Genomic DNA, 12,722 nt, shown 5'->3' on the forward strand with positions numbered 1-12,722 from the left:
TTTCCACTCTCCCCCTCCCCTCGCGGGAGGGGGTTGGGGGAGGGGGCGTCGATCGAAGAGAACTGCGGCGAGTTCATCCGGGACCGCGGCCAGATCTTGTCGCCCGTCCGATATCGGTTCCAGCGGCGTCAAACCCCTCCCCCTACCCCCWCCCGCAAGGGGAGGGGGAGGATGAAAACGGCAAGAGACGGGCCATCCAGGGAGCCCAGCCATGACCTCCTCCCTCCCCCCCGGCCCGCTCATCTCCTGGTATGGCGACGACTTCACCGGCGCCGCCGCGGTGATGGAGGTGCTGACCTTCGGCGGCGTGCCCTCGGTGCTGTTCCTCGACATCCCGACGCCGGAGCGTCTCGCCGCCTTCGCCGGCTATCGCGGCATCGGCATCGCCGGGGTGGCGCGGTCGAAGGACCCGGCCTGGATGGACCGGCACCTGCCGCCGGTGTTCGAGACCCTGGCCGGGCTCGGCGCCCCGATCGCGCAGTACAAGATCTGCTCGACCCTCGATTCCGCGCCCCATGTCGGCTCGATCGGCAAGGCCGTCGACCTCGCTTTGCCGCGGCTCGGCGGCGCCTGGCATCCGTTCGTGGTGGCGGCGCCGGCGATCGGGCGCTGGCAGTGCTTCGGCAACCTCTTCGCCGCCTTCGGCGGCGCGGTGCATCGCCTCGACCGGCACCCGACGATGAGCCGCCATCCGGTGACGCCGATGCACGAGGCCGACATCCGGCGGCATCTGGCGCCGCAGACCGACCGGGGGATCGGCCTCGTCGACCTCACCGACCTGCGCTCCGGTGGGGGCCAGGCCGCGCTGAACCGGGAGAATGCGTCCGGCGCCGAGATCGTCGCCTTCGACGCGGCCGACGAGGCCGATCTCGCCGCGGTCGGCGGCCTGATCTGGCGCAACCGCGGCCAGCGGCTGTTCGCCATCGGATCGCAGGGGCTGGAATACGCTTTGCTGGCCCATTGGCGAGAGGCCGGGCTGATCGAACCGCCGCCGCCGGTGCCCGGCGCCGGGGGAGTCGATCATGTCGCGGTCATCTCCGGCTCCTGCGCGCCGCAGACCGCGGCCCAGATCGCCCATGCGCTGGAGCACGGCTTCCATCCGGTCCCGGTCGACGCCCGCCGCGCCGTCGACGCCGCATCCTGGACCTCCGAGATCGGCCGGGCGGTCGAGGCCGCGCTGGCCGCGATCGGTGAGGGGCGGGACCCGCTGCTGTTCACCGCCCGCGGCCCGGACGATCCGGCCGTTGCAGCCCTCAACCAGGCCCTCGCCGCCTCCGGCGCCGATCCGGCCGTGGTCAATGAGCGCATCGGCACCGGCCTCGGCACAGCGTTGAAGCAGGTGCTGCACCGGGCGGGGCTGAAGCGCGGCATCATCGCCGGCGGCGACACCTCGGGCTACGGCGCCGGCGTCCTCGGCATCCACGCCCTCACGGCACTGGCCCCGACCGTCCCCGGGGCGGCGCTGTTCCAGGCGCATGGCGACGACCTGGCGGGCCTGCAGATCGCGCTGAAGGGCGGCCAGATGGGCGCGCCTGACTATTTCCTGCGGATCAAGGCCGGGGGCGGGTAGAGCTCTCGTGCGGCCGCAGCGACACGGTGCCGACGCCCGGCACCGTGTCCTCGAAGGGACCGTCGCTGGCGTTGAACAGGTTGACCAGCTCGCCGCCAGGGGCGCCGCGCACCCGCTGCACGATCAGGTCCGGGTCTGGCCGGCCGACGGCGGCACCGAGACGCGGGAAGTCGCAGGGCCGGGCCTTGCCGTCGGCCAGCAGCTCGCGCAGCAGCGCCTTGCGCGCCGGCGAAATCTCGCCGAGATGGTCGCTGGTCATCAGCACGCCGCCGGCAAGGCCTGCGAACCGCGCCAGGGACTCGACCTCGAGGTCCGACAGCTCGTGGAAGCGGTCGCGCAGCAGGATGCAGTCGGGGTCCGCCTGCCACAGGATGCCGTTGGCGAAGCTGCGGGTGGTCTGGTCGCGCAGCAAGGATTCCGCCGACTGGTGGCCGCTCCAGGACACGCCGATGTCGCAGCCGATGCGCACCGCGTCGACCAGCCCCACGGGGGCGAAGATCGGCGAGCCGCAGCCGAGCCACAGCGCGTCGCCGATCTCCTCGCGGATCAGCCGGGCCATCCGCATCCACACCTCGATCCGGGTCAGCCCGTCCCGGTGCCAGCGGGCGCGGTCGGGGCCGAATTCCGACCCGGCATTCATGAAGTCGGTCTTGAAGTAGCGGCAGCCCCAGTCGCGCGCCCAGGTCCGGAACACGCCGCGGATATGGGCCTCGGCTTTAGGGTGGGTGACGTCGAGGACGTAGTATTCCTCGCTGCGCTTGTGCCAGCGAAACTCGCCGTAGAATTTCGAGTAGACGACGGGTGCGTCTTTGTCGCGCTGCTGCACCACCCAGTCGGGATGGTCGCGGTAGAGCCGGCTGCGGTTGCCGACCAGGAAGGGCGCGATCCACAGCCCGGGCACGAAGCCGGCGGCGGCGATGTCGGCCAGCAGCGGCGCCATGCCGCGCGGGAATTGCGGCTTCACCTCCAGCCAGTCGCCCATCTCCGGCGTGAAGCCGTCATCGATCTGGAACACGCGCAGCGGCAGCCCCTCGGCCTTGGCCTGCCGCGCGCCCTCGAGATGATCGAGCAGGGTCTCCTCGGTGATCGCGGCGTAGAGGCTGTACCAGGAGCACCAGCCGGTGATGCGCTCGTCCGACACGCGCGGCGGCAAGGGCGAGTGCTCCGCCACCGCCCGGGCCCAGACGCGCAGCCCGTCCTCCACCTCCGCATGCTCGAACAAGGCGAACCATTCGGAGACGGCGTGCCCGTCCTGCGGGGCGTGGTCCCACAGGGTTTCCAGCGTGATGGCGAAGCCGTCTTCCGCCGGCCGATAGCCGAAGCGGTGCTGGAACCGGTCGTGGCGCAGTGCCCCGAGCACCACCCCGCCACCGCCCTCGCGCGGCAACAGCTGGGTCACGGCGTATCCGGTCCGCGCCTTCTCGTCTCCGGCGAGCCGGTCGGGCGTGACGAAGAAGCTGCCATCCCAGCTGTGATAGCCGGTGCGCAGAAAGGCCCGGGCCGGTCCGACCTGGCCGATCTGGATGCCCAGCGCCGACAGCGGCCGACCGGCCGGCCAGCCGTCGAGCACGAAGCGGAGGGCAACGCCCGGCGTGTCTGCGAAGTCGCGATGCTCGACCTCCAGCCGGAACCGCCCGCCCTCGACCGGCCATTCCGCAACCCAGCCCCCGGCCTCCTGCCGGACGGTGGGCGACCCGCCGACCGCCTTGCCGTCGACGACCGGCACGATCTCGGCGAGGCGAAGGGCGGTGCCCTGAAACCCAAGGGCGTCGGCGTCGAACCGCATCAAAACGCCACCTCGCGCCGCTCCTCCGCCGAGCGCAGCGCCGCCAGGGCGAGGTGCAGCGACCGGGCGCCGTCGCGGATCGGGGTGCGGGCCGGGCGGCCGCTGCGGATGGCGTCGACCAGGTCCAGCAGCTGGGCGGCGAAGACGTCGCGGTCGCCGGCGATGCGCTCCGTCGCCGGCTCGCCCTCGCTGCGGGTCAGCGTCGCGGTGTTCCAGTCGGTGAAATGGCCGGTCAGCCGATCCGCCACCAGGTGGATCTCCTTCTCCCAGCGGCCGGGCACGGCGCCGTTGGTGGCGTTCAGCAGGGCGACGCGGCCGTCGTCATAGCCCAGCAGCATGGCGCTCAGATCGTCGCTGTCGTAGCGCTCGACCCCGCCATGGAAGAAGGTCGCGGTGCGGGCATAGACCGTCGCCGGGTCGCCCAGCAGGTAACGCGCCAGGTCGATCATGTGGATCAGCTGCTCCACCATCTGCCCGCCGGATTTCCCCTTCTCCCGCCACCAGGGTGCGTGCAGCGCGTTGCAGTGGAAGCGGGCGGAGTAGAGCCCGGGCCGGCCGGTCTCGCCGGCAGCAGCCAGCGCCGTCCAGCGCTCGACCGCGGCGCCGAAGCGGCCCATGAAGCCGACCTGGGTCTTGATGCCCGCGGCCTCGGCGGCCGCCACCATCCGGTCGGCATGGTCGCCGTCCAGCGCGATCGGCTTCTCCAGCAGCAGGTGGATGCCGCGCCGCGCGGCGCTCTCGACCTCGTCGGAATGGGCGAAGGGCGGCAGCGCGACGATCAGGATGTCCAGCGCCGCCTCGTCCAGCATGCGCTCGCGATCGGTGTAGGCCCGGCCGCCATGCGCGGCGGCGAAGGCGCCGGCCTTGTCCGGGTCGCGGCCGCAGCAGGCGACCAGCGTCGTGGCCTCCGGATGGGCGGCGATCGCCGCTGCATGCCGGGCGGCGATGCCGCCGGCGCCCAGGATGCCGACACGCAGCGGTTTCATGTCTCGTCTCCGAAGGTCAGCACGGTCTGCAACACATCCGGGTCGCCGCGGTCCAGCCGCTCGAACAGCGCCGGCGCCTGCCGGAACGGCGCCTCCGCCGTGATCAGCGGCAGCAGGTCCAGCACCCCCTCATGCTGCAGCCGCACCGCGGTCTGCCACAGCCGCGGCTTCGACCAGCGATAGCTCGCGCCGGGGGCGACGCCGGAGATCTGCGAACAGACCAGTTGCACCCGGTTGTGGTGGAACTCCTCGCCCAGATGCAGGCCGCGCGCCTCGCCCTGAAAGAAGCCGAGCGCGACCACCCGGGCCGAATAGGCCACCGCCCGGATCGCCTCGGCCAGCGCCGCCGGGACGCCGGACACCTCGATCGCCACATCGGCGCCGCGCCCACCGGTCTTGTCCTTGACGATCTCGGCGACCGACCCGGCGGCGGGGTCCAGCGCCTCCGCCGCCCCCAGCCGCAGCGCCGTCTCGCGCCGCGACGCCACCGGGTCGACCGCGATCACCTGCGCGCCGGAGGCCCGCGCCGCCTGCGCCACGATCTGGCCGGGCACGCCGAGGCCGAACACCACGACGACGTCGCCGATCCGGATCTCGGCGTCATGCACCCCGTTCAGCGCCACCGCGCCGATATGCGAGAAGATGCCGATCCGCGGATCGGCGCCCTCCGGCAGCAGCCGCACCGCCTCCCGCGCCGCGACATGGTGGGTGCGGTGCCCCCAGGTGCCGTAGACGCGCTGGCCTGGCCGCAGGTCGGCGATGCCGCTGCCGACCTCGGTGATCTCGCCCGCCTCCTCATAGCCCAGATTGCGCACCGGATAATCCCAGCTCGGCGTGTCGCTGGCGCGGAACAGCCGGCTGGCCTCGTCCCAGCGCTTGGCCATGAAGGGGCTGGTGCCGCGGTATTGCGACAGCTCGGTGCCGGCGCTGACGCCGGAATACAGCGTCCGGATCCGCACCTCCTCCGGGCCGAGGGGCGGGTGCTCGAAGCTCTCGAAATCCAGCGCGCGCGGGCCGCGCAGCAGCAGGGCGGTCGGCATGGTCAGGCGACCGCCCGTTTCCGCACCAGCTCGGCGACCATGGCGGCGGTCCAGGTGAAGTTGCCGCCGCCCAGCCCCTCGCCGGTGACCGGGTCGTAATATTCGGCGAAGCCGCCCTCGATCAGCTTCAGGCTGTCCCGGTGCACGGCATCGGCTTCCTCGGCCAGGCCGCAGCGGGCCAGGCCGTCGGCGACCAGATAGCTGACGATCAGCCACACCGGCCCGCGCCAGTAGCGCTTGGCCTCGAAGCGTGGATCGGCCGGGTCGTGGCTGGCGATGCCGAAGCGGGTCGCGCCGCGCCATTCGGCGATGCGGGCCGCCAGCGCCCGCTGCCGTTCCGGTGTGCCGAGCCCGGCGAACAGCGGCAGCAGCCCGCCGACGCTGCGGCTCTCGACCAACTCGCCGGTCACGCGGTCGAGGCACAGATACTGGCCGTGCTGCTCGCTCCACAGTCGCTCGAAGGCGGCGCGAGCCTTCGCCACCCGAGCCCGTGCGGCAGCCGCAAGCCCGGTCATCCCCAGCGCCTCGCCCAGCGCCGCGATGTCCTCGTCGGAGCGGATCAGGATGGCGTTGAAGCCGGGGTCGACAACCCGGAAGGGCGAGGCGTCGTGCAGCCTGGCATTGTCCCAGCCCAGCCCGCGGAAGTGCTGCACCAGCCACAGATAGCGATCGTACTCCGCCTTGAGCGGGCGCTGGGCGGCGTCGACATGGCTGGTGTCGCGGCGCTGATAGGGCTCGACCCCGTCGGTCGGCACCCGCGCCAGCGCGGCGTCCCAGTCGCAGGAATTGTCACGGCCGGATTCCCAGGGGTGGAGGATGGCGACCAGGCCGGTGCCCTCCGGGTCGCGGGCAGAGTAGAACCAGCGGTGCCAGGCATCCGCGGCGCCGATCAGCACCCGCGCCTTGGCCTCGGCCAGCACCGTGTCCTTCGCCTCTTCGTACAGGCGCCGCAGCACGAAGCCCAGCACCGGCGGCTGGGTGATGCCGGAGGTCGGAACCGGCCGGCCGGTCTTCCACACATCCGGGCCCGGGAAATAACCGTCGTCATACATATGGAAGATGATGTGCGGAATCATCCCGTCCGGCCATTGATGCGCGGCCAGGGTCTCGATCTCGGTCCAGGCGCGGGCCTCGTCGATATGGCGCTGGCCCAGCGCGGTCAGGCAGGAATCCCAGTTCCACTGGAACGGATACAGCCCCTTGGTCGGGACGGTGTAGGTGCCGCGATCGTTCTCGGACAGAACGGTCGCCGCCCGTTCGAATGCGGTGCTGTCGTCGAAGGTCACGGCAAGGCTCCGGTATGGCTCAGGACAAAGGGAAGGGGAGGCATGTTGGTAAGCCTATGAAGGAATCGTCATCCCGTGCGCGCTGCGGCGCGAAGTGCCGCTGCGTAGACACGGGATCTCGGGACCGTCGTTGCGGAGGTCCCGGTTCTGCAGCGCACCACTTCGTGCTGCGCTGCGCCCGGGATGACGAGGTGGTGACCAATTCGACGACTGTTTCATAGGGGTGTCATTGCAAAGCGAGGCCGGTCTCGGCGTCGAACCAGCGCCCGCGGCCCGGCTTCGGCCGCAGGCTGATCGCCTGGCCGGGCTCGACCGCGTGCTCGTTGTCGACCACGGCGCGGAACAGGTGGCCGGCGACGTCGACGGTCAGCAGCTTGTGCGGGCCCAGCGGCTCGACCACCCGGATCGCGCCGGGCAGGCCGTCGCCGCGGATCTCGACATCCTCGGGGCGGATGCCGAACTCGATCCGGCCGGACGCGGCCTTCGGCGGCTCCAGCGTCAGCCCGGCGACCTCGAGGCCGGCCCCGTTCGGTTCGGCCGGCAGGAAGTTCATCGGCGGGTTGCCGATGAAGCTGCCGACGAAGCGCGTCGCCGGGTCGGCATAGACCTCGGTCGCCCGCGCCGCCTGGACGATGCGGCCCCCGTTCATCACCGCGATCCGGTCGGCCAGGCTCATCGCCTCGACCTGGTCGTGGGTGACGTAGATGGTCGTCGTCTTGCTCTCCTGCAGCACGCCCTTCAGCTCGGCCCGCATCTCCAGCCGCAGCAGCGCGTCGAGGTTCGACAGCGGCTCGTCCATCAGCAGTACGGCGGGCTCGACCGCCAGCGCCCGGGCCACGGCGACGCGCTGGCGCTGGCCGCCCGACAGCTGGCCGGAATAGCGCTGCAGCAGCTGGTCGATATGCATCATGCCGGCGGCGCGCCTGACCTTCCGGTCGACATCGGCCTCCGGCATTTTCTTCATGCGCAGGCCGAAGGCGATGTTCTCGAACACCGTCATATGCGGGAACACGGCGTAGTTCTGGAACACCATGGCGATGCCGCGGTCGCGCGGCGCCAGCCCGTCGACCCGGCGGCCGCCGATCCGCACCTCGCCGCTGGTCGCGGTCTCCAGCCCGGCGACGATGCGCAGCAGCGTGGTCTTGCCGCAGCCCGAGGCGCCGAGCAGCACCAGGAACTCCTGGTCGCGGATGGTGAGGTCGATGGCGTGCAGCGCGACATAGCTGCCGAACCGCTTCTCGACGCCCTTGATGTCGATGTCAGCCATGTCGGGATCTCCGATTAGCGGTTGGCGATGCCCCAGAGGGAGAACAGGTATTTTCTGATGAGGAACAGGAAGACCAATGCCGGCACCACCAGCACCAGCGCCCCGGCGAATTTCAGGGGCAGGGGCGAGACGTCCAGGCTGGTCAGCAGGAAGGCGGTCAGGGTCTGGTTCTGCACCGTCAGCACCGAGGCCGCGAACACCTCGTTCCAGGAGGTGACGAAGGCGAAGACGCCGGAGGCCGCGATGCCCGGCAGGGCCAGCGGCACGACGATCTTCAGGAAGGCCTGGACCCGGGTGCAGCCCAGCGTCCAGGCCGCCTCCTCCAGCTCCACCGGGATGCTGGTGAACAGCGAGAAGGTGATCAGGATGGCGAAGGGCAGGGCCAGCACGGTGTGCACCAGCGCCAGGCCCCAGATGGTGTCGTCCAGCCCGGTGCGGATGTAGAAGATCGCCAGCGGCAGGGCCAGCAGCGGCAGCGGAAACGCCCGGGTCATCAGCACCAGCAGGCGGAAGCTGCCCTTGCCGCGGAAGCGGAAGCGCGCCAGGGCATAGCCGGCCGGGGCGCCGATGCCGATCGAGAGGATCATGGTCAGCCCGGCGACCAGGATCGAGTTCAACAGCGCCCGGGCGACGCCGGCGTAGTTCCAGAAGAAGGACAGGCTGTCGACGTCGAAGGTCGGAACGAAGGCCTTGGGCCAGCCGGTCACCGCCTCGCGCGAGTTGAAGGCGTTCACGGCCAGCAGGTACAGCGGCATCAGCACCCAGAGGGACAAGAGGATGGTCGAGATCCGGATCCCCCAGCGGCCCGGCGCGGCCTCCGCGGCCGGGGCGGCGACGATGTCGGGCGTAACGGCGGTCATCGGGTTTCCTTCCTCTCGCCCAGCGCCCACAGGAAGACCAGGGTGAAGCCGATCGAGATGCCGAGGATCACCATGGCGTAGGCCGAAGCCCCGGCGCGGTCCTGCAGCGCGAACTGCCAGTTGAAGGTCTCGCCCATCAGGATCGGCAGGTTGTTGCCGGCCAGCACCAGGACGATGGCGAACACCTCGAAGGCCAGGATGGTGCGCAGGATCAGCGCGGTCTGCAGGCTGGGCCGCAGCAGCGGCAGGGTGATCCGGACGAAGCGCTTCCACGGGCTGGCGCCGAACACCTCCGCCGCCTCGTAGTACTCCTTCGGGATCAGCGACATGCCGGCCACCAGGATCACCAGCACGATGGCGGTGGCCCGCCACAGCTCGGCGATGATGATGGCGGCGAACAGCGCCACGATGCTCTGGTAGCTCAGCAGCAGCTTCGGGCCCGGGATCAGCCCGACATAGTACAGCACGCTGTTCAGGAAGCCGTTCTGCTCGAGGATGGCCAGCCAGATCAGCCCGGCGGCGAGGTCGGAGATGCCGAGCGGGATGGTGAAGATGTACAGCGCCACGTCGCGGCCGTGCTTCAGCGCCATCACCAGGCTGGCCATGGCCAGCGCCAGGGCGATCTGCAGCGGCACCAGGATCAGCGTCAGCACGAAGGTGTTGCGCACGGAAGGCCAGAACTTCCAGTCGCGCGCGATCGACTGGAAGTTGCCGAAGGACAGATGGCCATACTGGGTGAAGGCCTCGACCGCCACCTGCCCGAACGGCACCAGGAAGAAGCCGAGCAGGAACACGGTGGCCGGAGCCAGCAGGATGTAAGGCAGAAACCGGGCGTCGCTCATGGCGGGCTCCGTCGGTCAGGTGCGGCAGCCAGGAAAGGAGGCTGTTCGGAATTCCCCAAACCGTCATTGCGAGCGTAGCGAAGCAATCCATGCAGCCGCTCGTGCGGGACGATGGATTGCTTCGTCGGCTGCGCCTCCTCGCAATGACGGTGAGGGGACGGCATCACTGCACCTTGCACGGGCCCGTCCCCACCGGATCCGGGGCCCAGCACGGCGCGCCCTTCTCGTCGAAGATGGCCTGCAGGCTCTGGGCCTGCTCGTCCAGCACCTCGCGCACGTCCTGGCCGGACAGCACGATGCGCTRGAAGGTGTCGCTGAACACCTTGTTGTAGCGGCCGCCGGCGTCGCCCAGCCCCATCGGCAGCAGCACCGGCAGGGAATCCTTGGCCGCGCTCTGCGCCGCCACCACCGGCTGCAGCATCTTGATGCTGACCGGCACGTCGTCCGGCAGCTTGACCTCGACCACCGGGAAGAAGCCGGTCGCCTTCATCATCGCGACCTGGTTCTCGGGCTTCTCCATATGCGCGACCAGGGCCTTGGCGTCCTCCGGCGAATTGCTGGTCTTCGGGATGCCGATGCCGGTCAGCACCGGCATATGGCCGCGCCCGGCCGGCCCGGCCGGCACCGGGAACACCACGAACTCGTCCGGCTTCTGGTTCAGCGCGTCCTTCAGCCGGGCGACATGGTCCCAGGCGACCCAGACCTCGCCGGTCAGCAGCGGCTCCTGCATGAAGGCATAGCGGGTCGAGGCCGGGGTGACCGAGGTGGTCCAGAAGTCGCGGAACGAATTCCACATCGCCTCGGCCTCGGGCGATTTGAACTTCACCACGGGCGAGCCGGTGTAGGACGGGTACAGATAGCCCTGGAAGAAGCGGTGCATCAGCCCCTTCGGCCCGGCCGGAAAGCCGATCTTGGGCGATCCGGCGGCCGCGGCCATCGCCTTGCCCCAGGCGGCCAGCTGGTCATAGGTCAGCGCGTTGATGTCGGCGCCCTGCGGCAGGTATTGCAGCGCCTGCTTGTTGGCGGCCATGACATAGGTCGCCTGCATCCAGGGCAGGTATTTCTGCTCGGCCGTGCCGAGCTTGCCGAGGTCGAGATAGGGCTTGGCGATGGCGCCGTCGGGCACGATGCCGGCCAGGTCGACCAGCCCGTCCGGGATGCTGGCGAACTCGCCATGCAGCCCGCCGATCACGGTGACGGCGCCCGACCCGGCCTTCAGCTCGGCCTGGATCCGGGTCATGAACGGCCCCGGCTCCTGCGCCGAATAGGTCACCGGCTTGCCGAAGCCGGCCAGAACGCTGTCGCGCATCGCCTGCGATTCCTCGACCGGCGTCGCCTGGGTCGACCAGAAAAGGATCTCCTGGGCGCCGGCGGCGCCGGCTAGGCCAAGGCCGATCAGGCCCGCGGCAAAAGCGGCGGCTGTGGTCCGGATGGTCATTCCTGTCCTCCCTCTTGTCTGCGGCCGGCCTCACGGTGCCGGTCCAATTCACGCCGACCCTGGTCACCCGGGGCGGGCGCGTTTCCGTGGCTTCGGGGCCGGGCCGTGGCTGGCCCGGGCGACGAACTCCGCCTCGACGAGGCGCGGCTTGACCCCCTCGGGTCCCTTCTCGATGGCGTCGATGACCATGTCGGCGATGATGGCGGCGCTGCGCTCGATGTCCTGGGCGAAGGTCGACAGCGGCGGCCGGGCATAGGCGGCGATCGGCACGTCGTCGAAGCCGACCACCGACAGGTCGCCCGGGATGCGCAGGCCCGCCTCCTGCGCCGCCTCCATCACCGCCAGCGCCAGCCGGTCGGTCATGCCGATGATGGCGGTCGGGCGCGGCCTCAGGGCGAACAGGCGCTGCGCCGCGGCGATGGCGGCGGCGCGGTCGGCGACCGGCACCGCCGGCAGCCGGTCCGGCGCCAGACGGATGCCATGCCCGGCCAGGGCGCCCTCGAAGCCGCGGCGCCGGAACTCGGCATAGCTGTAGGGTTCGCTCGGCCCCAGCAGCGCGAATTCGCGGTGGCCCAGCGCATGCAGCCGGTCGACCAGCCCGGCGAAGGCAGCCTCGCCGTCGGTGTCGAACCAGGGATAGGCCGGCGGCGGGGCCAGCAGCCGGCCATGCGCGACGAAGGGGAAGCCTCGCTCGATCAGGTAGCGCACGCGCGGGTCGTCATGGGTGACGCGGTTGATCACCACGGCGTCGATATGGCCGCCGTCGACGACGTGCTTCAGCACCGTCAGGTCATCCTGGCCGCGCGGCACGGCGGCCAGGAACAGGTCGCGGCCGCGCCCGGCCAGCCCGTCGGCGACGCCGGACAGGAACTGGCCCAGGAAATCGTCCATGAAACTGGGGACGCTGATCGGCAGCAGCACGCCGACGATGTTGGTGCGGCCGGAGACCAGCATGCGGCCGATGCGGCTGGCGACATAGCCATGGGTATGGGCGGCCTCCTCGACCCGGCGGCGGGTCTCGGCGTTGACGTCGGAATAGCCGGCGAGGGCGCGCGACACCGTGGTCGGCGACAGGCCGAGCTTCGATGCCAGCTCCTTCAAGCGGATCTGCCGCTGCGCCGTCACCCGCAGGCCTCCCTGTCCCGCCATTTGCACCTCAAAACGATTTGGATCGCGCATGGGCATTATCCAAAACGTTTTGGAAATGTGTCGCGGATTCGAAATCCGGTCAAGCGCGAGGCACCGCTGGCCCCTCCGTCGATCGGGGCGGAATTAGTAAACACATTGTGCAATTGTATTAATCGGCGACCTCGTTCATGCTATGTTCCATGGACAAGGCGCAGACCGATCGGATGTCGGAAGCCCCGGCCGCTCCCCAGGAGGAGCGGGCGGCGCGGCATCTGCGCATGCTCGCCCGGGCGGCCGAGATCCAGATGGAGATCATGGAAGCCACCCGCACCGAAGCGGTCGAGGCACCGCAGCCCGGTGCCGATTATTGCAAGCGGATCGCCGTGGTCGCCAAGTCGCTGCGGCAGACCCTGCTGCTGGAGGACAAGTTCGCCAATCATCGCGACGAGCGGCGCAAGGCCGCGGCGAAGCGCGAATCGGCCCAGGAGGACTGGCACGACCTGCGGGTGAAGCTGGCGA

At 70.3% G+C, this 12,722-nt stretch carries 11 protein-coding genes; 2 read left to right on the plus strand and 9 right to left on the minus strand.

All coding sequences use genetic code 11. The annotated features are described in order from the left end of the window. The first annotated feature begins 211 nt into the window (after positions 1-211). Positions 212-1,570, plus strand: coding sequence for a four-carbon acid sugar kinase family protein (locus tag AB4Z01_RS15450; protein ID WP_441695017.1), 1,359 nt, complete (start codon positions 212-214; stop codon positions 1,568-1,570). On the opposite strand, the gene AB4Z01_RS15455 is transcribed toward AB4Z01_RS15450, so the two are convergent. From AB4Z01_RS15455 to AB4Z01_RS15495, 9 genes are all read right to left on the minus strand, one after another. Then, on the minus strand, positions 1,551-3,356 hold the full coding sequence (locus tag AB4Z01_RS15455) for a glycoside hydrolase family 36 protein (RefSeq protein ID WP_441695019.1): 1,806 nt from the start codon (positions 3,354-3,356) through the stop codon (positions 1,551-1,553). The two genes, AB4Z01_RS15450 and AB4Z01_RS15455, sit on opposite strands and share 20 nt — an antisense overlap. Then, positions 3,356-4,342 carry a Gfo/Idh/MocA family protein gene (locus AB4Z01_RS15460; protein ID WP_441695020.1) on the minus strand — a complete coding sequence of 329 codons (987 nt, stop codon included), beginning with the start codon at positions 4,340-4,342 and terminating at the stop codon, positions 3,356-3,358. Before AB4Z01_RS15460 ends, AB4Z01_RS15455 begins: the two co-directional genes overlap by 1 nt. Further along, a complete protein-coding gene (locus AB4Z01_RS15465) occupies positions 4,339-5,382 on the minus strand; it encodes a zinc-binding dehydrogenase (protein WP_441695022.1) in 1,044 nt (347 codons plus the stop codon). The genes AB4Z01_RS15460 and AB4Z01_RS15465 overlap by 4 nt, the downstream gene beginning before the upstream one ends. Positions 5,383-5,384: 2 nt before the next feature. Continuing rightward, positions 5,385-6,668 (minus strand): amylo-alpha-1,6-glucosidase, encoded by a 1,284-nt coding sequence (locus AB4Z01_RS15470; RefSeq protein WP_441695024.1) that lies wholly within the window; start codon positions 6,666-6,668, stop codon positions 5,385-5,387. Between the two features lie 226 nt (positions 6,669-6,894). After that, entirely contained in the window at positions 6,895-7,935 is a 1,041-nt protein-coding gene (locus AB4Z01_RS15475; protein ID WP_441695025.1) for an ABC transporter ATP-binding protein, read from the minus strand. 14 nt (positions 7,936-7,949) lie between these two features. Next, on the minus strand, positions 7,950-8,795 hold the full coding sequence (locus AB4Z01_RS15480; protein ID WP_441695026.1) for a carbohydrate ABC transporter permease: 846 nt from the start codon (positions 8,793-8,795) through the stop codon (positions 7,950-7,952). Beyond that, positions 8,792-9,637 (minus strand): carbohydrate ABC transporter permease, encoded by an 846-nt coding sequence (locus AB4Z01_RS15485; protein ID WP_441695028.1) that lies wholly within the window; start codon positions 9,635-9,637, stop codon positions 8,792-8,794. Before AB4Z01_RS15485 ends, AB4Z01_RS15480 begins: the two co-directional genes overlap by 4 nt. Positions 9,638-9,800: 163 nt before the next feature. Continuing rightward, positions 9,801-11,075 (minus strand): extracellular solute-binding protein, encoded by a 1,275-nt coding sequence (locus AB4Z01_RS15490; protein WP_441695030.1) that lies wholly within the window; start codon positions 11,073-11,075, stop codon positions 9,801-9,803. A gap of 63 nt (positions 11,076-11,138) precedes the next feature. Continuing rightward, a complete protein-coding gene (locus tag AB4Z01_RS15495) occupies positions 11,139-12,224 on the minus strand; it encodes a LacI family DNA-binding transcriptional regulator (RefSeq protein ID WP_441695032.1) in 1,086 nt (361 codons plus the stop codon). Between the two features lie 179 nt (positions 12,225-12,403). Between AB4Z01_RS15495 and AB4Z01_RS15500 the strand changes: the two genes are divergently transcribed. After that, a partial coding sequence (locus AB4Z01_RS15500) for a hypothetical protein (protein ID WP_441695034.1) occupies positions 12,404-12,722 on the plus strand: 319 nt, incomplete at its 3' end.

It is taken from the genome of Inquilinus sp. YAF38, from assembly GCF_052113205.1.
Classification (GTDB): Bacteria; Pseudomonadota; Alphaproteobacteria; order DSM-16000; family Inquilinaceae; genus Inquilinus.

Bases quoted from the DNA above. Each gene is read 5' to 3' on its own strand.
- AB4Z01_RS15450 (WP_441695017.1), top strand. From the start codon at position 212: ATGACCTCCTCCCTCCCCCCCGGCCCGCTCATCTCCTGGTATGGCGAC.
- AB4Z01_RS15455 (WP_441695019.1), bottom strand. From the start codon at position 3,356: ATGCGGTTCGACGCCGACGCCCTTGGGTTTCAGGGCACCGCCCTTCGC.
- AB4Z01_RS15460 (WP_441695020.1), bottom strand. From the start codon at position 4,342: ATGAAACCGCTGCGTGTCGGCATCCTGGGCGCCGGCGGCATCGCCGCC.
- AB4Z01_RS15465 (WP_441695022.1), bottom strand. From the start codon at position 5,382: ATGCCGACCGCCCTGCTGCTGCGCGGCCCGCGCGCGCTGGATTTCGAG.
- AB4Z01_RS15475 (WP_441695025.1), bottom strand. From the start codon at position 7,935: ATGGCTGACATCGACATCAAGGGCGTCGAGAAGCGGTTCGGCAGCTAT.
- AB4Z01_RS15480 (WP_441695026.1), bottom strand. From the start codon at position 8,795: ATGACCGCCGTTACGCCCGACATCGTCGCCGCCCCGGCCGCGGAGGCC.
- AB4Z01_RS15485 (WP_441695028.1), bottom strand. From the start codon at position 9,637: ATGAGCGACGCCCGGTTTCTGCCTTACATCCTGCTGGCTCCGGCCACC.
- AB4Z01_RS15495 (WP_441695032.1), bottom strand. From the start codon at position 12,224: ATGGCGGGACAGGGAGGCCTGCGGGTGACGGCGCAGCGGCAGATCCGC.